The organism is Pseudomonas sp. F-14 TE3482, from assembly GCF_053629455.1.
On record NZ_JBRJII010000001.1, the window covers coordinates 2,832,363 to 2,858,906 of the forward strand.

At 60.2% G+C, this 26,544-nt stretch carries 25 protein-coding genes; 21 read left to right on the top strand and 4 right to left on the bottom strand.

Going from position 1 to position 26,544, the window contains the following annotated elements:
- Nucleotides 1–94 precede the first annotated feature (94 nt).
- Nucleotides 95–2,542, bottom strand: coding sequence for an acyl-CoA dehydrogenase (locus AB7M26_RS12755; RefSeq protein WP_123494603.1), 2,448 nt, complete (start codon nt 2,540–2,542; stop codon nt 95–97).
- A gap of 248 nt (nt 2,543–2,790) precedes the next feature.
- Here AB7M26_RS12755 and AB7M26_RS12760 point away from each other — a divergent pair, with 248 nt between their 5' ends.
- From AB7M26_RS12760 to AB7M26_RS12775, 4 genes are all read left to right on the top strand, one after another.
- Nucleotides 2,791–3,450, top strand: a complete 660-nt coding sequence (locus AB7M26_RS12760) for a transglutaminase-like domain-containing protein (RefSeq protein ID WP_123494602.1) — start codon at nt 2,791–2,793, stop codon at nt 3,448–3,450.
- Nucleotides 3,451–3,493: 43 nt separating this feature from the next.
- Nucleotides 3,494–4,117: a glutathione S-transferase family protein gene (locus tag AB7M26_RS12765; RefSeq protein ID WP_123494601.1), complete on the top strand. Its 624-nt coding sequence runs from the start codon at nt 3,494–3,496 to the stop codon at nt 4,115–4,117.
- Between the two features lie 267 nt (nt 4,118–4,384).
- Complete coding sequence (locus tag AB7M26_RS12770; RefSeq protein ID WP_123494600.1) at nt 4,385–5,317, top strand: ABC transporter ATP-binding protein; 933 nt, start codon at nt 4,385–4,387, stop codon at nt 5,315–5,317.
- Complete coding sequence (locus tag AB7M26_RS12775; protein ID WP_030131947.1) at nt 5,314–6,093, top strand: ABC transporter permease; 780 nt, start codon at nt 5,314–5,316, stop codon at nt 6,091–6,093. The genes AB7M26_RS12770 and AB7M26_RS12775 overlap by 4 nt, the downstream gene beginning before the upstream one ends.
- Before the next feature lie 168 nt (nt 6,094–6,261).
- On the opposite strand, the gene AB7M26_RS12780 is transcribed toward AB7M26_RS12775, so the two are convergent.
- Entirely contained in the window at nt 6,262–6,777 is a 516-nt protein-coding gene (locus AB7M26_RS12780; protein ID WP_123494598.1) for a DUF2062 domain-containing protein, read from the bottom strand.
- A 136-nt stretch (nt 6,778–6,913) separates the two neighbouring features.
- Here AB7M26_RS12780 and AB7M26_RS12785 point away from each other — a divergent pair, with 136 nt between their 5' ends.
- The 12 genes from AB7M26_RS12785 (at nt 6,914) to AB7M26_RS12840 (ending at nt 18,366) form a co-directional block, all read left to right on the top strand.
- On the top strand, nt 6,914–9,148 hold the full coding sequence (locus AB7M26_RS12785; RefSeq protein ID WP_123494597.1) for a DNA internalization-related competence protein ComEC/Rec2: 2,235 nt from the start codon (nt 6,914–6,916) through the stop codon (nt 9,146–9,148).
- Nucleotides 9,149–9,245: 97 nt separating this feature from the next.
- Nucleotides 9,246–9,881: a MotA/TolQ/ExbB proton channel family protein gene (locus AB7M26_RS12790; protein WP_008067747.1), complete on the top strand. Its 636-nt coding sequence runs from the start codon at nt 9,246–9,248 to the stop codon at nt 9,879–9,881.
- On the top strand, nt 9,878–10,306 hold the full coding sequence (locus AB7M26_RS12795; protein ID WP_007904055.1) for an ExbD/TolR family protein: 429 nt from the start codon (nt 9,878–9,880) through the stop codon (nt 10,304–10,306). The genes AB7M26_RS12790 and AB7M26_RS12795 overlap by 4 nt, the downstream gene beginning before the upstream one ends.
- A complete protein-coding gene (lpxK, locus tag AB7M26_RS12800) occupies nt 10,306–11,316 on the top strand; it encodes a tetraacyldisaccharide 4'-kinase (RefSeq protein ID WP_123494596.1) in 1,011 nt (336 codons plus the stop codon). The genes AB7M26_RS12795 and lpxK overlap by 1 nt, the downstream gene beginning before the upstream one ends.
- A 25-nt stretch (nt 11,317–11,341) precedes the next feature.
- Nucleotides 11,342–11,527 carry a Trm112 family protein gene (locus AB7M26_RS12805; protein ID WP_003179363.1) on the top strand — a complete coding sequence of 62 codons (186 nt, stop codon included), beginning with the start codon at nt 11,342–11,344 and terminating at the stop codon, nt 11,525–11,527.
- Nucleotides 11,524–12,288: a 3-deoxy-manno-octulosonate cytidylyltransferase gene (gene kdsB / locus AB7M26_RS12810; RefSeq protein ID WP_123494595.1), complete on the top strand. Its 765-nt coding sequence runs from the start codon at nt 11,524–11,526 to the stop codon at nt 12,286–12,288. Before AB7M26_RS12805 ends, kdsB begins: the two co-directional genes overlap by 4 nt.
- Entirely contained in the window at nt 12,288–12,752 is a 465-nt protein-coding gene (locus AB7M26_RS12815; protein WP_123494594.1) for a low molecular weight protein-tyrosine-phosphatase, read from the top strand. The genes kdsB and AB7M26_RS12815 overlap by 1 nt, the downstream gene beginning before the upstream one ends.
- Nucleotides 12,749–13,768 (top strand): UDP-N-acetylmuramate dehydrogenase, encoded by a 1,020-nt coding sequence (gene murB / locus AB7M26_RS12820; protein ID WP_123494593.1) that lies wholly within the window; start codon nt 12,749–12,751, stop codon nt 13,766–13,768. The genes AB7M26_RS12815 and murB overlap by 4 nt, the downstream gene beginning before the upstream one ends.
- Before the next feature lie 236 nt (nt 13,769–14,004).
- Nucleotides 14,005–14,475: a (2Fe-2S)-binding protein gene (locus tag AB7M26_RS12825; RefSeq protein ID WP_038982082.1), complete on the top strand. Its 471-nt coding sequence runs from the start codon at nt 14,005–14,007 to the stop codon at nt 14,473–14,475.
- The gene (locus AB7M26_RS12830) at nt 14,472–16,793 is read left to right on the top strand and encodes a xanthine dehydrogenase family protein molybdopterin-binding subunit (RefSeq protein ID WP_123494592.1); all 2,322 of its coding nucleotides are present in this window, start codon (nt 14,472–14,474) and stop codon (nt 16,791–16,793) included. Before AB7M26_RS12825 ends, AB7M26_RS12830 begins: the two co-directional genes overlap by 4 nt.
- Nucleotides 16,793–17,776: an XdhC family protein gene (locus AB7M26_RS12835; protein ID WP_123494591.1), complete on the top strand. Its 984-nt coding sequence runs from the start codon at nt 16,793–16,795 to the stop codon at nt 17,774–17,776. The genes AB7M26_RS12830 and AB7M26_RS12835 overlap by 1 nt, the downstream gene beginning before the upstream one ends.
- Nucleotides 17,773–18,366 carry a nucleotidyltransferase family protein gene (locus tag AB7M26_RS12840; RefSeq protein WP_123494589.1) on the top strand — a complete coding sequence of 198 codons (594 nt, stop codon included), beginning with the start codon at nt 17,773–17,775 and terminating at the stop codon, nt 18,364–18,366. The genes AB7M26_RS12835 and AB7M26_RS12840 overlap by 4 nt, the downstream gene beginning before the upstream one ends.
- A gap of 191 nt (nt 18,367–18,557) precedes the next feature.
- Here AB7M26_RS12840 and rne read toward each other — a convergent pair whose 3' ends face one another.
- Nucleotides 18,558–21,752: a ribonuclease E gene (gene rne, locus AB7M26_RS12845; protein WP_123494588.1), complete on the bottom strand. Its 3,195-nt coding sequence runs from the start codon at nt 21,750–21,752 to the stop codon at nt 18,558–18,560.
- Nucleotides 21,753–22,452: 700 nt separating this feature from the next.
- On the opposite strand from rne, the gene rluC reads away from it, so the two are divergent.
- From rluC to sppA, 3 genes are read left to right on the top strand one after another with little or no spacing between them, the layout of a single operon-like run.
- Entirely contained in the window at nt 22,453–23,415 is a 963-nt protein-coding gene (gene rluC / locus AB7M26_RS12850; RefSeq protein ID WP_008014368.1) for a 23S rRNA pseudouridine(955/2504/2580) synthase RluC, read from the top strand.
- A complete protein-coding gene (locus AB7M26_RS12855) occupies nt 23,402–24,064 on the top strand; it encodes an HAD-IA family hydrolase (protein ID WP_123494587.1) in 663 nt (220 codons plus the stop codon). Before rluC ends, AB7M26_RS12855 begins: the two co-directional genes overlap by 14 nt.
- 26 nt (nt 24,065–24,090) lie before the next feature.
- Nucleotides 24,091–25,080, top strand: coding sequence for a signal peptide peptidase SppA (sppA, locus tag AB7M26_RS12860; protein ID WP_123494586.1), 990 nt, complete (start codon nt 24,091–24,093; stop codon nt 25,078–25,080).
- 54 nt (nt 25,081–25,134) lie between these two features.
- On the opposite strand, the gene AB7M26_RS12865 is transcribed toward sppA, so the two are convergent.
- Nucleotides 25,135–25,713: a Maf family protein gene (locus tag AB7M26_RS12865; protein ID WP_123494585.1), complete on the bottom strand. Its 579-nt coding sequence runs from the start codon at nt 25,711–25,713 to the stop codon at nt 25,135–25,137.
- Nucleotides 25,714–25,817: 104 nt separating this feature from the next.
- On the opposite strand from AB7M26_RS12865, the gene AB7M26_RS12870 reads away from it, so the two are divergent.
- Together AB7M26_RS12870 and rpmF are read left to right on the top strand one after the other, a co-directional pair.
- Nucleotides 25,818–26,345, top strand: a complete 528-nt coding sequence (locus tag AB7M26_RS12870) for a YceD family protein (protein ID WP_004371317.1) — start codon at nt 25,818–25,820, stop codon at nt 26,343–26,345.
- Between the two features lie 13 nt (nt 26,346–26,358).
- Entirely contained in the window at nt 26,359–26,541 is a 183-nt protein-coding gene (gene rpmF, locus AB7M26_RS12875) for a 50S ribosomal protein L32 (protein WP_003179396.1), read from the top strand.
- Nucleotides 26,542–26,544: the final 3 nt, after the last annotated feature.

The window sequence follows — 26,544 nt, forward strand, 5'->3', positions numbered from 1 at the left end:
AGTCCTCAAGAGCAAAACGGGCGCGGGAGTATAAAGCTCCTGAGCCCCTTTTCACATATTAAAGAGCCCCATGCAAGACACAGGGTCCGCCGGATCAGCGGACCTTGCCTTTGGCCAATACCAACTCCTTTGGATCGAAATCATCGACATCGATCACCTTGCGTCGCGCCACTTCTGCCTCGCGCAAGGTCTGGGCTTCAAGCGGTTGCAAGACGCCAGCCTCCAGGGCGGCATCAATGGGAGACTCTCCGACAGTGGGTTTGACCTGGCGACTTTTCAGTGCCGTATTGAGCTTTTTCTGTAGCGGCTTGGCGGCATTCAACAAGTCGCAGGCGTGCTGCAGGGCGCCGACCGAATCCTCTGGCGATTGCGGGCGATAGCAGCCGCCCAGTAACTCCTCAAGCGTTGGATCGCCCTTGGGACGGCCGATGACGGCTGCGACGTTGGCCGCCAGTCTGTCCGACGGGCCTCTGTGACGACGACCGAACGGGAACACCATCACCCGCAGCAGGCATCCGAGTACCTTGTTCGGGAAGTTGGTCAGCAGTTCGTCCAGCGCACGTTCGGACTGACCGAGGCTCTCTTCCATGGCCCAGGCGAACAGCGGATGCATATGCTCCGGCGAATCGAGATCGTGATAACGCTTGAGTGCGCCGGAGGCCAGATACAGGTAGCTGAGTACATCGCCCAGACGTGCGGACAGCCGTTCGCGACGTTTCAAATCACCGCCCAGCAGCATCATGCTCAGGTCTGCAAGCAAGGCAAAGGCCGCGGCCTGACGGTTGAGGGCGCGGAAATAGCCTTGGCTGAGCCTGTCCCCGGGCATGTGTTCGAAATGCCCGAGGCCGAGGTTCAGCACCAGCGTGCTGGCGGCGTTGCACACGGCAAAACCAATGTGGTCGAGCAGCAGTGCATCGAACTCGATCAGTGCCTGTTGTTTGTCTTCGCGATGGGCGAGGGCCATTTCCTTGAGCACGAACGGATGGCAGCGAATAGCGCCCTGGCCGAAGATCATCAAACTGCGTGTCAGGATGTTCGCACCTTCGACCGTGACGGAAATGGGCGCACCTTGCCAGCCACGCGCCAGGTAGTTGTTCGGGCCCATGATGATGGCCCTGCCGCCGTGAACATCCATGGCGTGGCTGATGCATTCGCGGCCGCGTTCAGAGAGGTGGTATTTGATAATGGCCGAAGGTACCGAGGGTTTTTCGCCGAGGTCGACTGCGTTGGCGGTGAGCATCCGTGCGCTGTCCATCAGCCAGGTGTTGCCGCCAATCCGCGCCAATGCCTCTTGAATTCCTTCGAAGGCTGACAGCGGTGCGTTGAATTGTTCGCGAACCTGCGCGTATTGGCCTGTCACCAGACTGGTGAACTTGCCCGCAGCGGTACCGATGGCAGGCAGCGAAATGGAACGCCCGACCGACAGGCAGTTCATCAGCATCATCCAGCCCTCACCGAGCATCTCCTGACCGCCGATGATGAATTCCAGCGGTACGAACACGTCCTTGCCGGAGTTCGGGCCGTTCATGAATGAGGCGCCCAGCGGCAGGTGACGGCGACCGATTTCTACACCGGGGGTCTGGGTTGGAATCAAGGCGAGGCTGATCCCCAGGTCGACTTTGTCGCCCAGTAGATGGTCCGGGTCATAGGCCTTGAAGGCCAGGCCGATCAAGGTCGCCACCGGGCCGAGGGTGATGTAGCGTTTTTCCCAGTTCAGACGCAGGCCGAGGGTTTCCTTGCCCTCCCATTCACCTTTGCAGATGACCCCGGTGTCGGTCATCCCGCCGACGTTGGAGCCCGCCATCGGGCCTGTCAGGGCAAAGCAGGGGATATCTTCTCCACGGGCCAGCCGTGGCAGGTAATGATTGCGTTGTTCGTCGGTACCGTAATGCAGCAGCAGCTCCGCAGGTCCGAGGGAATTGGGCACCATGACGGTCGACGCCAGGTCGCCGCTGCGGGTGGCCAGTTTCATCGCCACTTGGGAGTGGGCATAGGCCGAGAAGCCTTTGCCACCGTACTCTTTGGGGATGATCAGGGCAAAAAAGCCATGTTGTTTAATGTGATCCCAAGCCTTGGGCGGCAGATCCAGCAACTGGCCGATCTGCCAATCGCTGACCATGGCGCAGAGCTCTTCGGTCGGGCCATCGATGAACGCTTGTTCCTCTTCGCTCAGTTGCGCTTTTGGATAAGCCAGCAGCTTGTTCCAGTCCGGGCGCCCGCTGAACAGCTCGCCGTCCCACCAGACCGTGCCCGCTTCAATGGCTTCACGTTCGGTTTGCGACATCGGCGGCAGGTTTTTTTGAAACCAGCCGAATATTGGCGTAGTGAAGAGTTTTCGGCGCAGATCCGGCAGCAACAGGAAAGCGGTCACGACCGCGAGCATCACCCAGAAAATCAGCATGAGCCAGACGGGGGCATGGCTGAAGATGCCCATCGCCAAGAGATAGACAGCGATGATGCCCAAGGCGGGCAGAGGCGCGGTGCGGCGATGTGCTAGGTAGGCAATCCCGACCACCAGAACCAGTATCCACAACAGCAACATATTCAATTCTCCATGAAGCCAGGGGCAAAACCACTTTCAGAGCTTAGACGGCATCCATAAAAGTGGGGGGTCAGCGCATGAGTCTGAGCGTGTAGGAAGCAACGGCTGAAATTCGTCAGTTATTTCGAGGGCAGACGGTTTAGCGCTTGCGTAAATAGGGCCGCAAGCGCTGACATTTGGCCGAAACGTCGTTATCTCTGTGCTGAAGGTGTCGCTAGACTCGTGGCTTCCCCCAGGAGATTGTTGCCATGCATGCGTATCTGAGCCCCGGCCGCTTCATCGACAGTGACCATCCCTCGGTGGTGGCGTTCGCCGAAAAACATCGTGGCGCCGGGCGCGATCCGCTTGAACAGGCGATCAATCTCTATTACGCGGTGCGCGAGGCCGTGCGCTACAACCCTTACACCTTCAGTCGCGATCCAGAAACCTTGCTCGGCAGCTATGCACTGGCGGCCGGAGAGAGTTATTGCGTGCCCAAATCCACGCTGCTCGCCGGTGCAGCCCGGCACTGCGGGATCCCGGCGCGTATCGGTCTGGCAGATGTGCGTAATCATCTGTCGACGCCGCGTCTGCTCGAATTGCTCAAAAGCGATGTGTTCGCCATGCACGGCTACACCGAGTTATACCTGAATGATCGTTGGGTCAAAGCCACCCCCGCGTTCAATCAACAACTCTGTGAACTGTTCAATGTCGCGCCGCTGGAGTTCGACGGGATCAACGACAGCGTGTTCCACCCCTTCAATCGTGACGGCGCGCAGCTGATGGAGTACCTGATCGATCACGGCCAGTTCACCGATGTGCCTGAAGCGTTCTTTTTCGAACACCTGGAAAAGTGCTATCCGCATCTGTTTGGCGAGCAGCTGCCGGTGCTGCTGGGGGACATGCAGAGCGATTTGAGTCGCGCCTGATCCGGCGTATGCTGCCTGCGCATTCATCCAAAAAGGGGCGGTCATGCTGAAGATCTGGGGTCGGAAAAATTCGTCGAATGTCAGGAAGCCGTTGTGGGCGGCCGAAGAACTGGGCCTGGCCTATGAAGCCATCGATGCCGGCGGCGCCTTTGGTGTAGTCGACACGCCTGAGTACCGCGCGATGAATCCCAACGGCCGCGTGCCGGTGATCGAAGACGACGGTTTTGTGCTGTGGGAATCCAACACCATCGTCCGTTACCTGATGGCCCGTCATGCCAGCGGTACTGCCTGGTATCCGACAGACCTGCAAGCCCGAGCCTCTGCCGAAAAGTGGATGGACTGGACCACCTCAAGTTTTGCCGCCCCGTTCCGCACGGTGTTCTGGGGCGTGTTGCGCACCCCGGAAGACCAGCAGGACTGGCCGGCCATCAAGGCCGCGATCAAGGAGTGTGACGCTCTGCTGTCGATGGCCGATCAAGCGCTGGCGGCCAAACCGTATCTGTCGGGCGATGAGATCGGCATGGGCGACATTCCCTTGGGCAGTTTCATTTATGCCTGGTTCGAGATGCCGATCGAGCGCGCACCACAGCCTCATCTCCAAGCCTGGTATGCGCGGTTGAAACAGCGTCCGGCCTATCAGAAGGCGGTCATGACCGCGTTGACTTAATACTCACTATCGACACGCTTGACTGTACTTGTGCGGCAGCGACAAGCACCATTGCGCTCATGCCTCCAAGCCTGGTATGCGCGGTTGAAACAGCGTCCGGCCTATCAGAAGGCGGTCATGACCGCGTTGACTTAATACTCACTATCGACACGCTTGACTGTACTTGTGCGGCAGCGACAAGCACCATTGCGCTCATGCGCCGCGGTTGTATTGCTCGCCGCCCGCCCTTATTTATTCCTTTCTTCCCTTCTTGGTGCGTAATCCGATATGAGTTCCGCTCTGTCCATCCGGCAGCTAACCAAAACCTACGGCAACGGTTTCCAGGCCTTGAGTGGTATCGATCTGGATGTCGCCGAAGGTGACTTTTTCGCCTTGCTCGGCCCTAACGGCGCCGGCAAATCCACGACCATCGGCATTCTCTCGACCCTGGTGAACAAGACCAGCGGGACGGTGAATATCTTCGGTCATGACCTGGACAAGGAACCGGCGGCGCTCAAGCGCTGCATTGGCGTGGTGCCCCAGGAATTCAACTTCAACCAGTTTGAAAAGACGTTCGACATTGTCGTGACCCAGGCCGGTTACTACGGCATCCCGGCGAAAATCGCCAAGGAACGTGCCGAGCAATACCTGACCCAACTGGGCCTGTGGGACAAGCGCGATGTGCCGTCGCGCTCCCTGTCCGGCGGCATGAAGCGCCGACTGATGATCGCCCGTGCGCTGGTTCACGAACCGCGCCTGCTGATCCTCGACGAACCGACGGCGGGGGTGGACATCGAATTGCGTCGCTCGATGTGGACCTTCCTCACCGAACTGAACAAGAAAGGCATCACCATCATCCTCACCACCCACTATCTGGAAGAGGCTGAGCAGTTGTGTCGCAACATCGGCATCATCGACCACGGCACCATTGTCGAGAACACCAGCATGAAGCAGTTGCTCAGCCAGCTGCATGTCGAAACCTTCCTGCTGGATATGAAGAATACGTTGCAAGTGGCCCCGCAATTGCTCGGTTACCCGGCCAAACTGATCGACAGTCATACCCTGGAAGTCCAGGTCGACAAGGCCATGGGCATTACTGCGCTGTTCACCCAATTGGCGCAGCAGAACATCGAAGTGTTGAGCCTGCGTAACAAAACCAATCGCCTTGAGGAGTTGTTCGTGTCCCTGGTGGAGAAGAATCTGTCGAAGGTGGCGGTATGAGTTCCGAGCTGCAACCCAACCTCGTTGCCCTCAATACCATCGTCTACCGTGAGGTCAAACGCTTCACCCGGATCTGGCCACAGACCCTGCTGCCGCCGGCCATCACCATGGTTCTGTACTTCGTGATCTTCGGCAATCTGATCGGTCGGCAGATCGGCGACATGGGTGGCTTCACCTACATGGAGTACATCGTGCCGGGGCTGATCATGATGTCGGTGATCACCAACTCCTACGGCAACGTGGTGTCGAGTTTCTTTGGCAGCAAATTCCAGCGTTCCATCGAAGAATTGATGGTGTCGCCGGTGTCGCCGCATACGATTCTGATCGGCTACACCCTGGGCGGCGTGCTGCGCGGGTTGATGGTCGGGATCATCGTGACCCTGCTGTCGTTGTTCTTCACTCAATTGCAGGTGCATCACTTGGGCGTGACCGTTCTGGTGGTGGTGCTGACGGCGACGATCTTCTCGCTGCTGGGTTTCATCAACGCGGTATTTGCGCGCAACTTCGATGACATTTCGATCATTCCGACATTCGTGCTGACGCCATTGACGTACCTGGGCGGGGTGTTCTACTCGATCAGCTTGCTGCCACCGTTCTGGCAGACCGTGTCGCTGGCCAACCCGGTGCTGCACATGGTCAACGCGTTCCGTTACGGCATTCTTGGTGTGTCTGATATCAGGATCAGCGTGGCGATCACCTTCATGCTCATTGCGACCGTTGTGCTGTATATCGGTTGTGCGCGGTTGCTGGTGAGTGGGCGTGGGATGCGTACCTAAAGCGACCGAGTCGTCTGCATCGCGAGCAGGCTCGCTCCCACAATGAATTGGAGTCGGCCACATTATTTGTGAACGACACAGATCCCTGTGGGAGCGGGCTTGCCCGCGATGACGTCAGCCCAGACACCGCAAAAAAACGGCCTCCCAAGCGGAGGCCGTTTTACATTCTCACATTCGACTTTTCTTACGCCGCTTCCACTGCCGACTCACCCACCAACGCCAATACATCATCACCAGACAATAAGCGAGGGCACCCAGCACCAACCCCGTCACCACCGAGCCAAGCAAGAACGGTTGCCACAGGCTCGAGAGTTCGCCGCTGATCCATTCCCAAGTCAGCTCATCCGGCAGGCTGCGGGCGGGGACGTCCATCAGCCAGGCACCAGTCTGGTAAGTACAGAAGAACACCGCCGGCATGGTGATCGGGTTGGTCAGCCAGACCAGGCTGACGGCAATCGGCATGTTGCCGCGTACCCCAATGGCAAGGATGGCCGCCAACAGCATCTGCAACGGAATGGGCAGGAACGCCGCGAACAGACCGACCGCCATGGCCCGCGCGACGGAGTGGCGATTGAGGTGCCAGAGGTTCGGGTCATGCAGCAGGGTGCCGAGAAAGCGTAAGGATTTGTGTTCCCTGATGCTGGTCGGGTCTGGCATGTAACGTTTGAACAAGCGCCGGGGCATAAGGCTTCTCGGTCGGTTAAGGCGGCAAGTATGTCTTGATTCTACGAACCGCCCATTCAGACTTTGTGACAATTGATAACGGCGGACGTGCGACAGACCGGCTAAGCCTAGGGCTGGAACTCTCAAGGACGGGCTTATGCGCACAGGGATGATGGCGCTGGCGTTGGGTCTGTTGGCCCTGCGTTTTTTACCGGTACTACCGCCGGCGGGGTTGTGGCTGTTGTTGCCGGTAGTGGGTTTGATGTTGTTGCCGTTTCGCACCTTCCCCCTGGCATTTTTGCTGTTCGGTTTCAGTTGGGCGGGCGCGAATGCACAGTGGGCGCTGAATGATCGCCTGGCGCTGAATCTTGATGGTGAGACTCGCTGGCTCGAAGGTCGTGTGACCGGGTTGCCGCAGCAGGCCGAGGGCGTAGTGCGTTTCGAACTGACGGACAGTCAGTCGCGTCGCACCAGACTGCCTCGGCACCTGCGCCTGGCCTGGTATGGCGGGCCGCCCGTCAATAGCGGCGAGCATTGGCGGCTGGCGGTCAAATTGAAGCGTCCTGCCGGGTTGCTCAACCCGCATGCGTTCGATTACGACGCCTGGTTACTGGCCCGGCACATCGGCGCCACCGGGACCGTCAAGGATGGCCAGCGACTGATGGACGCGCAATGGGCCTGGCGCGACGGTATCCGTCAGCGTTTGCAGGCCGTGGATGCCCAGGGACGAACGGGTGCGCTGACGGCGTTGGTGCTCGGGGATGGCGCCGGGTTGAGTCGTGAGGACTGGCAGGTGCTACAAGACACCGGCACCGTGCATCTGTTGGTGATTTCCGGGCAGCACATCGGTTTGCTGGCGGGAGTGATGTATCTGCTGATTGCCGGGTTGGCGCGTTATGGCTTATGGCCCAAGCGCTTGCCGTGGCTGCCATGGGCATGCGGACTGGCGTTCGCGGCGGCGCTCGGTTATGGGCTGCTGGCCGGCTTCGAAGTGCCGGTGCGGCGGGCCTGCCTGATGATCGGTCTGGTGCTGTTGTGGCGACTACGGTTTCGTCACCTTGGCGCATGGTGGCCGCTGCTGTTGGCGCTTGACGGTGTTTTGCTGCTGGACCCGCTGGCGAGCCTGCAACCGGGTTTCTGGTTGTCCTTTGCGGCGGTCGCGGTGCTTATTTTCACTTTTGGCGGCCGATTGGGGGCATGGCGCTGGTGGCAAACCTGGACCCGTGCCCAGTGGCTGATCGCGATCGGCCTATGCCCACTGCTGTTGGTGCTGGGGTTGCCGATCAGTCTCAGCGGGCCGCTGGCCAATTTACTGGCGGTGCCCTGGGTCAGCCTGGTGGTCCTGCCACCGGCCTTGCTTGGGACGATGTTGTTGCCCGTTCCTTATGTGGGCGAAGGATTGCTGTGGCTGGCCGGCGGTCTGATCGATCTTTTGTTCAAGGGGTTGGCGTTGATCGCCGGGCAATTGCCCGCGTGGGTGCCGGTGGCGGTCCCATTGTGGGTATGGGCGCTCGGCACACTGGGGGCTTTTCTGCTGTTATTGCCGCTAGGCGTACCGTTGCGCCCGTTGGGCTGGCCGATGTTGCTGTTACTGGTTTTTCCGCCCCGGCACACGTTGCCTGAAGGCATGGCCGAGGTCTGGCAGCTGGATGTCGGTCAGGGTTTGGCAATCCTGGTGCGTACCCGCCATCACACCTTGCTGTATGACGCCGGGCCGAGGTTCGGCGATATCGACCTGGGTGAGCGGGTGGTACTGCCATCATTGCGCAAACTAGGCGTGAATGGCCTCGATCTGATGCTGATCAGCCATGCCGACGCCGATCATGCCGGCGGTGCGCGAGCAATTGCCAATGGAATATCGGTGAAGCAAATACTGAGCGGCGATCACCAGGCCCTGCCAGACGAACTGCACGCCGAGGGCTGCGAGAGCGGTCAGCAATGGGCCTGGGACGGGGTGAAGTTTCAACTCTGGCAGTGGCCGTCTGCCATCGACAGCAATCAGAAATCCTGCGTGCTGCAGATCGAGGCCAACGGCGAGCGGTTGCTGCTGACTGGCGATATCGATAGTGCGGCCGAGCGTGCGCTGCTCGACGGTCCATTGGCGGTGCCGACGGATTGGTTGCAGGCCCCGCACCATGGCAGTCGCAGTTCGTCTTCGATGGCGTTGCTCAGCGTATTGCAACCCAAAGCGGTGCTGATCTCCCGTGGTAACGGCAATTCTTTCGGTCATCCCCATCCCACGGTCGTGGCGCGGTATCAAAAGCGCGGGGTGGCGATTTACGACAGCGCCGAGCAAGGTGCCATTCGTCTGCAACTGGGGCGCTTCAAGCCGCCGTGGACGATGCTTCAAGAACGGCGCTTCTGGCGTGATCTGCCACCATCCAGCCAGTAACCCGAACTGTCGAAGCCCGACCGGATACGACATCGCGGTCTTCGGTGCGTCCACCCCCTATGTTAGAGTGGCGCACTTTTTCGAGGGGACTGTCACTGTGTGGGAATTGGTAAAATCCGGCGGCTGGATGATGCTGCCGATCATTCTGAGTTCCATCGCGGCCATGGCGATCGTCGCCGAGCGTCTCTGGACCCTGCGTGCCAGCCGCGTGACCCCGGAGCATTTGCTCGGGCAGGTCTGGGTCTGGATCAAGGACAAACAACTCAATAAAGAAAAGCTCAAGGAACTGCGTGCCAACTCTCCGTTGGGCGAGATCCTGGCCGCCGGTCTGGCGAATTCCAGGCATGGTCGCGAGATCATGAAAGAGTGCATCGAAGAAGCCGCTGCGCGGGTGATTCACGAGCTCGAACGCTACATCAATGCCCTCGGCACCATCGCCGCCATGGCCCCGTTGCTGGGTCTGCTGGGTACGGTGCTGGGCATGATCGATATTTTCAGTGCATTCATGGGCACGGGCATGGGTACCAACGCCTCGGTACTGGCCGGTGGTATTTCCAAGGCGCTGATCACCACCGCTGCAGGCCTGATGGTCGGCATCCCGGCCGTGTTCTTCCACCGCTTCCTGCAACGCCGCATAGATGAACTGGTGGTGGGTATGGAGCAGGAAGCGATCAAGCTGGTCGAGGTGGTGCAGGGTGACCGCGACGTGGATCTGGCTGAGGGCAAAGCGTGAAATTCCGTCGTAAACCACGGGAAACGATAGACATCAACCTCGCGTCGTTGATCGACGTGGTGTTTATCCTGCTGCTGTTTTTCGTTGTGACCACCACATTTACTCGTGAAACCCAGTTGCGCGTCGACCTGCCGGAAGCGGTCAGCGGTTCCCCGGCCGAAGACCAACAGGCCAAGCAACTGGACATCGCTATCAGCGCCGAAGGGGTGTTCTCGGTCAACAACCAATTGTTGCCCAAGAATGACCTGACCAGCCTGATGGAAGCGCTACAGAAAGAATCCAACGGCGATACCAACCTGCCGTTGTCCATCAGCGCTGATGGCAAGACCCCCCATCAGTCCGTCATCACCGCAATGGACGCTGCCGGCAAACTCGGTTTCAGTCATTTGCGCATGACCACTGTCGAGGCGGCGCCGGCATCCTGATGGCCATGTCCGATCGATTGCTCGCTGCATGGTACGAAGGCCATCCGGCGCTGAAGCTGTTGCAGCCTCTGGAATGGCTGTATCGGCGTGTGGTCATCGGCAAGCGCGAGCGCTTTCTGGCAGGTGAGGGCGAGATCTATCAGCCGCCGGTGCCGCTGATCGTGGTTGGCAACATCACGGTGGGCGGCACCGGCAAGACGCCGCTGATTCTGTGGATGATCGAGCATTGCCAGCGCAGCGGTTTGCGAGTTGGCGTTGTCAGCCGTGGTTACGGCGCCAAACCTGCGCAATTGCCGTGGCGGGTCGAGGCGGATCAAGGCGCGGACGTGGCGGGCGATGAGCCATTGTTGATCGTCCAGCGCACCGGCGTGCCGCTGATGATCGACCCGGACCGCAGTCGTGCGGTAAAAGCCTTGCTGGCGAGCGAGCCGCTGGACCTGATCCTCTCCGACGACGGTATGCAGCATTACCGGCTGGCCCGGCACCTGGAACTGGTGCTGATCGATGCCGCCCGGGGGCTGGGCAACCAGCGCTGCCTGCCGGCCGGGCCGTTGCGTGAACCGATCGAGCGTCTGCAAAGCGTCGATGCGGTGCTTTATAACGGTGCCACGGCCGACCGCATCGACGGTTTTGCCTTCCAGCTGCAACCCACGGCACTGGTCAATCTGCAAAGCGGCGAACGCCGGCCCCTTGACCACTTCCCCCCAGGCCAGGCCATTCACGCCGTGGCCGGGATCGGCAATCCCCAGCGTTTCTTCACGACCCTCGAAACGCTACACTGGCGGCCAGTGCCGCATGCATTTGCCGACCACGCCGAGTACAGCGTGCAGGCCTTGAATTTCACCCCGTCATTGCCAGTGGTGATGACGGAAAAAGACGCGGTGAAGTGCCGTGCCTTCGCCGCCGCCGATTGGTGGTACCTGGCGGTCGATGCTGCGCCATCGCCGGCCTTCGTGGCCTGGTTCGATACGCAGCTGATGCGCCTGTTGCCGGCTCGTCTTTTGCCTTAAATCCGTTTCTATCCAGGGAATGTTCATGGACACCAAATTGCTCGATATCCTCGCTTGCCCGGTCTGCAAAGGCCCGCTCAAGCTCAGTGCCGACAAAACCGAGCTGATCAGCAAGGGCGCTGGCCTCGCATACCCGATTCGCGACGGCATCCCGGTGATGCTCGAAAGCGAAGCGCGCACCCTGACCACCGACGAGCGTCTGGATAAATGACCACAGCCTTTACCGTTGTCATTCCATCGCGCTATGCCTCCACCCGTCTGCCGGGCAAACCCCTGCTGCTGATCGCCGGCAAGCCGATGATCCAGCATGTTTGGGAACAAGCGAGCAAAAGCAGTGCCCAGCGAGTGGTCGTTGCCACTGACGATGCGCGCATTGTCGAGGCCTGCAAAAGCTTTGGTGCCGAAGTGGTGCTGACGCGCGAAGACCATAATTCCGGCACCGACCGTCTGGCCGAAGTCGCAGCGAAACTGGGCCTGGCCCCGGACGCCATCGTGGTCAACGTTCAGGGCGACGAGCCGTTGATTCCGCCGAGCGTGATCGATCAGGTCGCCGCCAACCTGGCCGCCCACACCGAAGCGCGCATGGCCACCCTGGCCGAGCCGATCGAAGACGTGGAAACCCTGTTCAATCCCAACGTGGTCAAGGTGGTCAGCGACCTCAATGGTCTGGCGCTGACGTTCAGTCGTGCCACCTTGCCGTGGGCTCGCGACGCGTTCGCCAAGAGCCGCGAGCAATTGCCGGAAGGTGTGCCGTATCGCCGCCACATCGGCATTTATGCCTATCGCGCCGGTTTTCTGCATGACTTCGTCACCTGGGGCCCGTGCTGGCTGGAAAACACCGAAGCGCTGGAGCAACTGCGGGCGCTCTGGCACGGCGTGCGGATTCACGTGGCCGATGCGCTGATCGCCCCGCCTACCGGCGTCGATACCATTGAAGACCTCGAGCGCGTTCGTCGCTTGCTGGAGGCCTGATGCGGGTTCTGTTCGTCTGCCTGGGCAATATCTGCCGTTCCCCTACGGCCGAAGGCGTGTTGCGGCACAAACTGCGTGAGGCGGGGCTGGCCGATCAAGTCGAAGTGGCTTCCGCCGGCACCGGTGACTGGCACGTCGGCAAGGCCCCGGACAAGCGCAGCCAGGCCGCGGCGAAACTGCGTGGCTACGACCTGTCCGCCCAACGCGCGCGGCAAGTCAGCCGCGCCGATTTCGCCACCTACGACCTGATTCTGGCGATGGACAACAGCAACCTGCGCCACCTCAAGGCCTTGCAACCGGCCAAGGGCAAGGCCGAGCTGGACCTGTTCCTGCGTCGCTTCCAGTCGGAAATCGATGAAGTGCCGGATCCTTATCACGACAGCGACCAGGGTTTCGAACAGGTACTGGACCTGATCGAGCGCGCCAGCGATCTGCTGGTCATCGAATTGAAGGGCCGGTTATGAGTTTGCAGGTTCAACCCCGGGTTTCGCTCAAGCCGTTCAACAGCTTTGGCGTGGATGTTCAGGCCCGGCTGTTCGCCGAAGCCCATAGCGATGCCGACGTGCGCGAAGCGCTGGCCTATGGGTTGGAACATGATGTGCCGGTGCTGGTGATCGGTGGCGGCAGCAACTTGTTGCTGACCGCCGATGTGCAGGCGCTGGTGCTGCGCATGGCCACACGAGGGATTCGCCTGCTGAGCGATGACGGTAACCAGGTGGTGATCGAAGCCGAGGCGGGCGAGCCCTGGCATCCGTTTGTGCAACATACCTTGGCGCAAGGGTTGGCGGGACTGGAAAACCTCAGTCTGATTCCCGGCACCGTGGGCGCGGCACCGATGCAGAACATCGGCGCTTACGGTGTCGAGATCAAAGACGTTTTTGCCGGCCTGACCGCCCTCGATCGCCAAACCGGCGAGCTACGGGACTTCACGCTGGCCGAGTGCAACTTCGCCTACCGCGACAGCCTGTTCAAACAGGAGCCGGGGCGTTGGTTGATCCTGCGGGTGCGTTTCACCCTCACGCGCACCGCGCACCTGCACCTGGAATACGGTCCGGTTCGCCAGCGTCTCACATCGCTGGGCATCGATCACCCGACGCCTACCGATGTCAGTCAGGCCATTTGCTGCATTCGCAACGAAAAGCTCCCGGATCCGGCGGTGCTCGGCAATGCCGGCAGCTTCTTCAAGAACCCCTTGGTGCCGGCGACATTGGTCGCGCAACTCAAGGAGCAATACCCGGAGCTGGTAGCCTACGCGCAACCCGACGGGCAAATGAAACTGGCGGCGGGATGGCTGATCGAACGGGCCGGCTGGAAAGGCTTTCGCGACGGTGATGCCGGTGTGCATAAATTCCAGGCGCTGGTGCTGGTCAACTACGGCACCGCAACGGGCCTGCAATTGTTGAATCTGGCGCAGCGTATTCAGAAAGACATTTCAGAACGATTTCATGTCGACCTGGAAATGGAGCCCAATCGATATTGAGGCTACGCTTTCACGGCTGATTTCAAAGCCCTGCACATCTTCAAATGTGCAGGGCTTTTTTGTTAATGCTCAGTTAACTTAGCCACCTAACGATGCAAGCATTTGCTCCACCAAAGGCCCGATGCAGACGTTGTCGTCCGCGTAAGAGAGCCCATTAGCCTGAGTCGATCTGCGTGAAGGAACCCACGCGGCAGATTGCTCGACCCCATAACCTCTATAACTATGCGGGCGTGCCCATGATTACCCTGAAACTCAATGGTCAAGATCATCAACTCGATGTCACCGAGGACATGCCGCTGCTCTGGGCGATCCGTGACGTGGCCGGTTACAACGGCACCAAATTCGGCTGCGGCATGGGCCTGTGTGGCGCATGCACCATTCATATCGACGGCGCGCCTGCGCGCAGTTGCATCACGCCGATTGGCTCGGTAGTCGGCCAGAACGTCACCACCATCGATAACCTGCACGCTGACCCGGTTGGCAAAGTCGTCCAGCAAGCCTGGCTCGACAGCGCCGTGGCCCAGTGCGGTTACTGCCAGGGCGGGCAGATCATGTCGGCCACAGCGTTGCTGAAAACCAATCCGAACCCCAGCGACGAGCAGATTGAAGAGGCGATGGTCGGTAACATTTGCCGTTGCGGCACCTACAACCGGATCAAGACCGCCATCCGCCAGGCATCCACTCACCTGAAGGAGGCCAAGGCATGAGTCAGCTTCCCAATGATTTTGCGCTGAGTAACCTCAGCCGCCGTGGCTTCCTCAAAGGCGTGGGCGCCACCAGTGCCCTGGTGCTGGCAGCCAGTTGGGGTTGGCAGGACGCGCTTGCCGCCGAAAAAGACAAGAAGTTCGGCGCCGACGGCATGCCCAACGGCTGGATCGATGATCCAAAGGTTTACGTCAGCATCGCTGCCGATGGCAGCGTGACCGTGGTCTGCAACCGCTCGGAAATGGGTCAGGGCGTACGCACCAGCCTGACCATGGTAGTAGCTGATGAACTGGACGCCGACTGGGCGCTGGTCAAAGTGCAACAGGCGCCGGGCGACGAAGTGCGTTTCGGTAACCAGGACACTGACGGTTCGCGCAGCATGCGTCATTGGTACGAGCCGATGCGCCGTTGCGGGGCTGCCGCGCGGACCATGCTTGAGCAAGCCGCCGCCGCGCAGTGGAAAGTGCCGGTCAGCGAGTGCCGTGCGCAACTGCATAAAGTCATTCACCAACCGACCGGTCGTGAACTGGGCTACGGCGCATTGGCCGCTGCTGCCGGTGCACTGGCGGTGCCGGCTCGCGACAGCCTGCGGCTCAAGCAGCCATCGGAATTCCGTTACATCGGCAAGGAAGGCACCAAGGCCATCGACGGTGCGGACATCGTCAACGGCCGGGCGGTCTACGGCGCCGATGTGCATTTCGACGGCATGCTATTCGCCACCATCGCGCGTCCAGCGGTCTACGGTGGGAAGGTCAAATCCTTCGATGCCAGCGCCGCGATGAAAGTCCCGGGCGTGATCAAGGTCCTGCAAGTCGAAAGCCGTCCATTGCCGTCCGAGTTTCAGCCTCTGGGCGGCGTGGCCGTGGTGGCCAGCAATACCTGGGCGGCGATCAAGGGCCGCGAAGCGCTGAAAATCGAATGGGATGACGGCCCCAACGCCAGTTACGACTCGATCGCCTACCGCAAGGAACTCGAAGCAGCGTCCCTCAAACCCGGCAAAGTGGTGCGCAATACCGGCAGCATCGACCAGGCCATGAGCAGCGCCGACAGCACCCTTGAAGCCTCTTACTACCTGCCGCACCTGGCGCAATCGCCAATGGAACCGATGGTCGCCATTGCCCGTTTCAAGGACGGCGTGTGCGAAGCCTGGGCTCCAAGCCAGGCGCCGCAAGTCACCCGCGAACGGATCGGCGAGCGCCTCGGCATTCCATTCGATAACGTCACGTTCAACGTCACCTTGCTCGGCGGCGGTTTCGGTCGCAAGTCCAAGCCGGACTTCGTCGTTGAAGCGGCGATCCTGGCCAAGGAGTTCCCGGGCAAGGCGGTGCGGGTGCAATGGACCCGTGAAGACGACATCCACAACTCCTATTTCCACACCGTGTCTGCTGAATACCTGAAGGCCAGCCTGAACAAGGACGGTCTGCCGTCCGGCTGGCTGCACCGCACGGTGGCGCCGAGTATCACCGCGTTGTTCGCGCCGGGCATGAACCATGAGGCGGCTTTCGAGCTGGGCATGGGCTTTACCAACATGGCTTACGCGATCCCCAACGTGCGCCTGGAAAACCCCGAAGCGGCGGTCCATACCCGGGTCGGCTGGTATCGCTCGGTGTCGAACATTCCCCACGGCTTTGCGATTCAGAGCTTTGTCGATGAACTGGCCCACAAGGCTGGCCAGGATCCACTCAAGTACCAGATCAAATTGCTCGGCCCGGACCGTCAGATCGATCCGCGCACCTTGAGTGAAGAGTGGAACTACGGCGAATCTCCCGAGCGTTATCCAATCGACACTGCACGGATGCGCACCGTGCTGGAAACCGCCGCCAAAGCGGCCGGTTGGGGGCGTGAGTTGCCCAAGGGCCGAGGCTTGGGGCTGGCGGTGCATTACAGCTTTGTCACGTATGTGGCGGCGGTGATCGAGGTGGAAGTCAAAGACGATGGCACGCTGATCGTACACAAGGCCGACATCGCCGTGGATTGCGGCCCGCAGATCAACCCTGAGCGGATTCGCTCGCAGTTCGAAGGTGCTTGCGTCATGGGGCTGGGCAACGCGGTGCTGGGGGAGATCAGCTTCAAGGACGGCAAGGTTCAGCAGGACAACTTCCACATGTACGAAGTGGCGCGCATGTCCCTGGCGCCGAAGGAAGTCGCCGTGCATCTGGTCACGCCACCGGGCGATGTGCCGTTGGGCGGAGTCGGTGAGCCGGGCGTACCGCCAATCGCGCCAGCGTTGTGCAACGCGATCTTTGCTGCCACCGGCAAGCGCATCCGTAATCTGCCGGTACGCTATCAGCTGCAAGGCTGGCAGAAGGCGCAAGCCTGATGGACAGCGTCGATCTGAACGTCCTGCGCAGCGTGCTGGAATGGCGCCGCGCCGGTCAGCGGGTGATGTTGTACAGCGTGGTCCAGACCTGGGGCACCGCGCCCCGGGCACCTGGCGCCATGCTCGCCTTGCGTGAAGACGGCGTGGTGATTGGCTCGGTGTCCGGTGGCTGTGTCGAGGATGACTTGATTGCCCGGCTGCACGATGGCCGTATCCCGGCCGATGGGCCGCCGGTGCAGTTGATTACCTATGGCGTCACCCGTGAGGAGGCCGCACGGTTTGGTTTGCCGTGCGGCGGCACGTTGCGCCTGACCGAGGAGCGCGTCGGCGATCCGTCGTGGGTCGCCGAATTGCTGACCCGCTGCGAGGCCCATGAAATCGTTGCGCGTGAGCTGAACCTGGCGACCGGTGAAGTGATCCTGCAACCAGCGAGCAAGACCGATGCGCTGGTGTTTGACGGACAGACCTTACGCGCCATTTATGGTCCGCGCTGGCGGCTGTTGCTGATCGGCGCCGGCCAACTGTCGCGCTACGTTGCCGAGATGGCGCGGCTGCTGGATTTCGAAGTGCTGATCTGCGATCCGCGCACCGAGTTCGTCTACGGCTGGGAAGAGCAACACGGTCGCTTCGTCCCGGGCATGCCCGACGAAGCGGTGCTGACCATCCAGGCCGACGAGCGCACAGCCATTATCGCGCTGACCCACGATCCACGCCTGGATGACATGGCGCTGCTCACGGCGCTGGATTCCAAGGCATTTTATGTTGGTGCGCTGGGTTCACGGGTCAACAGTCAGAAGCGCCGGGACAATCTGGCTCAGCTAGGCTTGTCACAACAGGCCATCGAGCGCTTGCACGGCCCGATCGGTTTGCACATCGGCAGCCATACACCGGCGGAAATCGCCTTGTCGCTGCTGGCCGAAATTGTGGCGATCAAGAACGGCGTCGAGCTGAAACAGAAGAGGCCGTTGCAGGAGGGCGTATGAGCGACTCCATTGGCGTTATCGTTCTGGCCGCAGGGCAGGGCAGTCGGTTTCGACAGGTAGCGGGCGACGAGAAGGACAAGCTGCTGGTGGACTGCACCGCTCGAGACGGCGTTACCGTGCATTCGATAATCGAGCAGGTGCTGGTAAATCTGCCGGCCGCGCTTGAGAAGCGCGTGCTGGTGACAACGGCGGATCGCCCGCAAGTGATTCGCATGGCTCAGGCTTATGGTTGTGAAATTGTGCGGATCGAGTCGACCGGTCTGGGCGACAGCATTGCGGCGGGTGTGGCGGCGTGCTCACAACTCGGTGGCTGGCTGATCGTGCTGGGGGATATGCCGTTTATCCTGCCGTCCAGCATTGAACAGGTTGTTGCGAATATTGCGGATGATGCCGTCAGCGTGCCGGTGCATAAGGGACGATATGGGCATCCGGTGGGGTTCGGGCGAAGTTTTGGTCCGGGATTGATGGCATTGACCGGTGATCACGGCGCCAAGTCGCTGTTTGCACAGGCGAGGGTGGTCGAGGTGGCGGTGGACGATCCCGGGGTGTTGTGGGATGTGGATGTTCCAGAGGCGTTGATCTTCGTCTGATGGATCGCCATCGCGGGCAAGCCACGCTCCCACAGGTTTTGTGTCGGTTCACATACTCAGAGAACGACACAAAACCTGTGGGAGCGTGGCTTGCCCGCGATGAACGAAAACGCGGTCCCGCTGCTTCCCTGCAAACATAAAAAAAGCCCCGCCTGGGATCACCAGGCGGGGCTTTTTAGTGGCCGATGGAATCAGGCGAGGGGTTTAGGCTCGTGCTCTTTTTCCTGGGCTTGCTCGTGTTGCTCCACCGCTTCCTGAACGGAGCGCGGTGCTTCGTCGAACGCGGATTCAACCGGTTCGGCAGGGACTTCAGCGGCCGGGGCAGGGGCTGCCTCGACAACTTCAGCAACAACCGGGGCTGGCTCGGCAGCGGCCGGAGCAGCAGCGGCAGCCAGTTCGGCTTCCTTCTGCAGGCGCTCGGCTTCACGCTTGCGACGACGTACTTCACGCGGGTCGTTCGGCGCACGGCCACTTGGGGTCAGAGCGCTGACAGGGGCGGCTTCAACCACCGGTGCAGCCTCTTCGGCAACAACGGGCGCTTCAACAACCGCTGGAGCAGGCTCGGCAGCAGCAACCACTGGCTCGGAGACCATGGCTTCGGCAACCGGAGCTTCAGCGACTGGCGCTGGCGCTTCGACCGCTACAGGTGGCTCGGCAACCCAGTTGAACGTGGTTTGCTCTTCGCGAACTTCACGTGCCGGTTCAGCCGGCGCTTCAACCACAGGCTCGGTAGCAGCCACTGGTTCAGCGACGACGGCCGGCTCAGCGGCAGCTTCAACTTCAGGCTGGGCTTCACGAACCGGTGCTACTTCGATTTCCGGAGCAGCGGTGACTTCTACTGGTGTGGTTGCTTCAACGACTGGCGTTTCAACCGGAGCAGTTTCCAGCGTGGCGGCAGTGGCGCGTTCAGCTTGCTCGTTGGCTTGTGCTTCAGCAGGCGCGCTGATCACGGAGCTGGCAACGGCTGCGGTAACAGCCAGGCCGGCGGCCAGATCGGCAGCGCTTGGCGCTTCGGCGTTTTCAGCCGATTCGGACTCTTCCGAACCTTCGATCACATTGCCGTTGGCATCGCGTTGACGCTCACGACGGTTGCTGCGACGACGCTGGCCACGGGAGCGGCGGCGTGGACGATCACCCTCGGCGTGTTCCTGACCGTCTTCCTGCAGTTGCTCTTCGTTGGTGGTCAACTCTTCTTCAGCAACGGCAGCAGCGGCTTGCTCGGTACGTGGCTGACGTTCTTCACGCGGTGGGCGTGGAGCGCGTTCTTCACGTGGCTGACGGGCTGGACGCTCTTCAGCGTTGGCAGCGGCGGCCGGAGCGGCATCCAGGGGCTCGCGCAATTCACGAACCGGACGTTCTTCACGCTCGCCACGTGGCTTGCGATCTTCACGCGGGGCGCGCGGTGCACGTTCTTCACGAGGGGCGCGTGGTGCGCGCTCTTCGCGCGGAGCGCGTTCCTGGGCAACTGCTGGAGCTTCTTCGCGGGCTTCACGTGGCTCACGTGGTGCGCGTTCTTCACGCGGTGCACGTTCCTCACGAGGCTTGCGCTCTTCATCGCGGCGACCGTTACGGTTGCGGCTCTGTTGACGGCCGTTGCGGCGCTCTTCGTTGCGAGCAGGGCGTTCGGTGGCTGGCTTTTCAACCACAACCGGCGCAGCAGGCTCTTCCTTGGTGGCGAACAGGCTGACCAGCGACTTCACCAGGCCTTTGAACAGGCTTGGCTCTGGGGCAACGGCCGGTGCAGCCACCGGAGCCGCGACGACTTCGGTCGGAACCGGAGCGTTAGCGCGGGCCGGAGCGGTCTTGACCGCGGCTTCCTGGCGAACCAGGGTGCGGGTCGCGGCGGCTGGCTGGACTTCTTCGACTTCGGCAGCGGCAGCGGCGATTTCGTAGCTGGACTGGCCGACCGCGGCTTCCGGGCTGTCATCGCGCAGGCGCTGAACTTCGAAGTGCGGCGTTTCGAGGTGATCGTTCGGCAGAATGACGATGCGGGCACGGGTGCGCAGTTCGATCTTGGTGATCGAGTTGCGTTTTTCGTTGAGCAGGAAAGCTGCAACCGGAATCGGCACTTGAGCGCGAACTTCGGCGGTGCGGTCTTTCAGGGCTTCTTCTTCGATCAGGCGCAGGATCGCCAGCGACAGCGATTCAACGTCACGGATGATGCCGGTGCCGTTGCAACGCGGGCAGACGATGCCGCTGCTTTCGCCCAGCGATGGACGCAGGCGCTGACGGGACATTTCCAGCAGGCCGAAGCGCGAGATGCGACCGACTTGCACGCGAGCGCGGTCGGCTTCCAGGCATTCGCGGACTTTCTCTTCCACGGCGCGCTGGTTCTTGGCAGGGGTCATGTCGATGAAGTCGATGACAATCAGGCCGCCGATGTCGCGCAAGCGCAACTGACGGGCGATTTCTTCGGCAGCTTCAAGGTTGGTCTGCAGTGCGGTTTCTTCGATGTCGCTGCCTTTGGTGGCGCGCGCCGAGTTGATGTCGATGGACACCAGGGCTTCGGTCGGATCGATAACGATGGAGCCGCCGGAAGGCAGTTCGACGACGCGCTGGAAGGCGGTTTCGATCTGGCTTTCGATCTGGAAACGGTTGAACAGCGGAACGCTGTCTTCGTACAGTTTGATTTTGCTGGCGTACTGCGGCATCACCTGGCGAATGAAGGTCAGGGCTTCGTCCTGGGCTTCAACGCTGTCGATCAGTACTTCGCCGATGTCCTGGCGCAGGTAATCGCGGATGGCGCGGATGATCACGTTGCTTTCCTGGTAGATCAGGAACGGCGCGGAACGATCCAGCGAAGCTTCTTTGATGGCGGTCCAGAGTTGCAGCAGGTAATCGAGGTCCCACTGCATTTCTTCGCTGCTGCGGCCAAGGCCGGCAGTACGAACGATCAGACCCATGTCGGCCGGGGCAACCAGGCCGTTCAGGGCTTCACGCAGTTCGTTGCGCTCTTCACCTTCGATGCGACGGGAGATACCGCCGGCACGCGGGTTGTTCGGCATCAGCACCAGGTAACGACCGGCCAGGCTGATGAAAGTGGTCAGGGCGGCGCCCTTGTTGCCACGTTCTTCTTTTTCGACCTGAACGATGACTTCCTGGCCTTCGCTCAGGACGTCCTTGATGTTGACGCGGCCTTCGGGGGCTTTCTTGAAGTATTCGCGGGAGATTTCTTTGAGGGGCAGGAAGCCGTGGCGCTCAGAGCCGAAATCGACAAAGGCAGCCTCAAGGCTTGGTTCGATGCGAGTAATCCGGCCTTTATAGATGTTGGCCTTCTTCTGCTCGCGTGCACCGGATTCGATGTCCAGGTCGTAGAGGCGCTGGCCATCTACCAGTGCAACACGCAACTCTTCGGGTTGAGTTGCGTTAATCAGCATTCTTTTCATGTAGTACCGTCGGTTTCCGGGCTGCCGGAAACGGCGTTCGGCACACACGACTTCTCACGGTCGGTGTCAGGTGCGTCAGGAGTGGTTGGCCACTCCAGTGTCTAGCGAACCCCGGCCAATTGGGCCGGTGTCGCGACGTACGCGTCCTGCTTGCTGTGGCTACTTAAGCACTCAGTCAGGAGGAGGAATCAACCGGCGGCTGTGGACGAGATGAAGCGTCTTGATAAAGCCTATTGCTACACAGTCCAGCGGTTGTGCATCTCCACCCTACACGTATCCCTGATAATTCGGGTGCTGCCGCGCGCAGAATCCGCAGCGGGTTGGCATTTACCGTGAGCTCCGAAAGGGGAGGTCACGCATCATGGCTAATTTAGGCGGTGTTTCCGAAGCGTTCGCTCGGGGTCGTTCGCAGCTGACTGCACTTTGTGAACTGGCCGTGAATATTTGCTCGGAAGGCGAGTGAAAACTCTGCTTTGCGGCATGATTCAGGCCTTATGTCACCTGCGCTCGTTACAACTGCAAACTCTGCCGTTACGTAGCGAAAGCCCCGTAGGACGGCCTCTCGTCCTCGTGAATTGCGTTGGTCAGGGCCGGTTTTTGACCGTTAGTCCGCTGTCCAGGCCACTTTTGGCGGCGTTCGCGACTATAGCAGCAATGATTAAGTGCTTCAATTCCATAAAAAATTGTTATCATCCGCACCATGACGACTACTGCCCCTTCGACCCCAGCCGTACAACTGCTGGAGGTCTCGCCGGAATATGCCGGCCAACGTATTGATAACTTCCTTCTCGCTCGGCTCAAAGGCGTGCCCAAGACCTTGATTTACCGCATTTTGCGCAAGGGCGAAGTGCGGGTGAACAAAGGTCGGATCAAGCCCGAATACAAGCTGCAGGCGGGCGATATCGTGCGCGTGCCGCCGGTTCGCGTGCCTGAGCGCGACGAACCCGTGCCCTTGGCCCAAGGGTTGCTGCAGCGGCTTGAAGCCTCGATTGTCTACGAAGACAAGGCGCTGATCGTGGTCAACAAGCCTTGCGGCATTGCGGTTCATGGCGGCAGCGGCCTGACTTACGGAGTGATCGAAGCCTTTCGTCAGTTGCGTCCCGATTGCAAGGAGCTCGAACTGGTTCATCGTCTCGATCGTGATACCTCCGGCCTGCTGATGATTGCCAAAAAGCGCAGCATGTTGCGCCACTTGCACACGGCATTGCGCGGCGATGGCGTCGATAAGCGCTATATGGCGCTGGTGCGCGGCAACTGGGCGGCCTCGATCAAGCAAGTCCGTGCGTCGCTGGGCAAGAGCAATCTGCGCTCCGGCGAGCGCATGGTCGAGGTGGACGAGGAGGAGGGCAAGGAGTCTGTGACCGTGTTCAAGGTCCTGCGTCGTTTTGGCGACTTCGCTACCCTGATCGAAGCCAAGCCGATCACGGGTCGCACTCACCAGATTCGCGTCCATACTCTGCATGCGGGCCATTGCATTGCTGGTGATACCAAGTACGGCGATGAAGGTTTCAGCAAAGAGATTCGTGATCTCGGCGGCAAGCGTCTGTTTCTGCACGCCTACATGCTGACTGTGCCGCTGCCTGATGGTGGTGAGCTCAAGTTGCAGGCGCCGGTCGACGAGATGTGGGCTAAAACCGTGGAGCGCTTGAGTGCACCCTACTGATTACAAGCTGCTGATTTTCGATTGGGACGGCACGCTGGCTGACTCCATTGGTCGGATTGTCGAGGCGATGCATGTCGCGTCCGAGCGGTCCGGTTTTCAGTTGCGTGATGATTTTGCCGTCAAAGGCATTATCGGTCTGGGCTTGCCGGAAGCGATTCGCACCCTGTATCCCGAGATTGGCGACACAGAGCTGATAGCATTCCGTCAGCACTATGCGGATCACTACATTGCGGCGGAGGCCGAGCCTTCCCCGCTGTTTGAGGGCGTTGTCGAGTCTCTCGAAGCGTTTCGTGTCGAGGGGTATCATCTGGCAGTAGCGACCGGCAAGGCTCGTCGTGGGCTGGATCGGGTGCTGAAGTCTCACGGCTGGGAAGATTATTTCGATATCACCCGTGCCGCTGACGAAACTGCCAGCAAACCCCATCCGCTGATGCTTGAGCAGATTCTCGCCCATTGCGAGGTTCGTCCGGAGCAGGCGCTGATGGTTGGCGATTCGTCGTTCGACCTGCAGATGGCGCGCAACGCGGGCATGGATTCGGTGGCGGTCAGTTATGGTGCTCAATCGATCGACGCCTTGAAGCTATTCGAGCCGAGACTGGCCATTGATCGTTTTTCAGAGTTGCACGCCTGGCTGAGTCAGCGGGTTTAATTGGTTTTTTTGCTGGGGTACATGGCATGACCGACGAATGGAAAGCGCCCGCCAAGGCGAGTGCGGAAAGCGGTGACGAGAAAAGCTGGAAGCTGCTGGAAAAAACCCTGCTGGCTGGTGTGCAGGAACAGCGCCGGTCCCGTCGCTGGGGGATATTCTTCAAGTCGCTGACTTTTTTGTACCTGCTCGGCGCGTTGATTCTGTTATCGCCGTTGATAGGCATGGAGAAAGGCGCGAGCCTCGGCTCTGGCTACACGGCGCTGATTGATGTGACGGGTATGATTGCCGACAAAGAGCCGGCCAGTGCCGATAATATCGTCGGCAGTCTGCGTGCAGCCTTCGAGGACAAGAAGGTCAAGGGCGTGATTCTGCGAATCAACAGTCCGGGCGGCAGTCCGGTGCAGTCGGGTTATGTCTACGACGAGATCCGTCGTTTGCGCGGTCTGAATCCGGATACCAAGGTTTATGCGGTGATCTCGGATCTGGGCGCTTCCGGTGCCTATTACATCGCTAGCGCCGCGGATCAGATCTACGCCGACAAGGCGAGCCTGGTGGGTTCCATCGGTGTGACGGCGGCCGGTTACGGTTTTGTCGGGACCATGGAAAAGTTGGGTGTGGAGCGTCGTACCTACACCTCTGGAGAACACAAATCGTTCCTCGATCCGTTCCAGCCGCAGAAGCCCGCGGAAACCCAATTCTGGCAGAGCGTGCTCGATACCACTCATCAGCAGTTTATCAGTAGCGTCAAGAAGGGCCGGGGTGATCGCCTGAAGGATAAAGAGCATCCAGAGCTGTTTTCCGGGCTGGTCTGGTCCGGCGAGCAAGCGCTGTCGCTGGGCTTGATCGATGGTCTGGGTAATGCCAGTTCGGTTGCCCGTGATGTGATCGGCGAGAAAGAACTGGTGGATTTCACTGTTGAGGAATCGCCATTCGATCGCTTCTCGAAAAAGCTTGGCGCCAGCGTGGCTGAGCATTTGGCAATGTGGATGGGCTTTCAAGGGCCTTCGCTGCGCTGATTGTCTCGCGATGAAAAAAACCGGCTTCGGCCGGTTTTTTTAGGATCAAAAGATCTAGGGTATCTGCACACCTTCAGCTAGCAGCATATCGATCAGGCGAATCAATGGCAGGCCGATCAGGCTGGTGGCGTCAGGGCCTTCGGTGCTTTGAAACAGGCTTACCCCCAAACCTTCGGCCTTGAAGCTGCCAGCGCAGTCATAGGGCTGTTCAGCGCGCAGGTAGCGTTCGATGCGCGCTGCGTCGAGCGTGCGCATGTGTACGGTAAAAGGCACGCTGTCGACGTGGCAGTGGCCGGTCTGGCTATTGAGCAGTGCCAGGCCGGTCAGGAAGGTCACGCTGGAGCCGCTGGATGCGACGAGTTGTTCGCGGGCCTTTTCGAAGGTGTGGGGCTTGCCGATGATCCGCTCGCCGAGTACCGCGACCTGATCCGAGCCGATGATCAGGTGGGCCGGATGACTGTCTGCCAGTGCACGGGCTTTTTCTTCGGCGAGGCGCTTTACCAGTTCGATGGCTGACTCGCCCGGGCGATGACTTTCGTCGATATCCGGCGAGCTGCACGTGAACGGCAACTGCAAACGGGCCAGCAATTGCCGGCGATAGGCCGAGCTTGAAGCGAGTAATAAAGGCAGCATGCGCATCTCCAAAGGGCAGGGGCGAATTCTAGCGCAGGCTCAAGTGACGGGCAGGGCTGAATTTCCTTTGACATGGCTGGGGGCATCCCTATAATGCTGCGCCTATGTTGAATGACCCGATTCCACCTCACGTTGACCCGCGCAAATTGGCTGACCGTGGCACCACCCTTCAAGGTGAACTGCTGCTGGCCGATTTGGAGAGACTCTGCGACCCGCTTTCCGATACTGTCGGTACGGTGCAGGCTAAATTCGTTTTTGAACGAGATGAACGTAAATCTGTGGTAATTCACAGCTTTATCGACACCGAAGTCAAAATGGTTTGCCAGCGTTGTCTTGAGCTGGTCACCCTGCCGATCCATAGCGAATGCAGTTATGCTGTGGTGAAGGAGGGTGCGAATACCCAGTCGTTGCCGAAAGGTTATGACGTGCTGGAACTGGGCGAAGATCCTTTGGATCTGCAGTCACTGATCGAGGAGGAGCTTCTGCTCGCCTTGCCCATTGTGCCTGCTCATCATCCGGAAGAATGCCAGCAGCCGGCGGGTCTCGATGAGCCCGAACCGAGCGAGGACGAGGTAACGCGGTCCAACCCGTTCAGTGTATTGGCGCAGTTAAAGCGTGACCCAAACGTTTAGGAGTTAATCAATTATGGCTGTTCAGCAGAACAAAAAATCCCGCTCTGCCCGTGACATGCGTCGTTCGCACGACGCTCTCGAGGCTAGCACCCTGTCTGTAGAAAAAACCACCGGTGAAGTTCACCTGCGTCACCACGTATCGCCAGAAGGCGTATACCGTGGCCGTAAAGTGATCGACAAGGGCGCTGACGAGTAATCA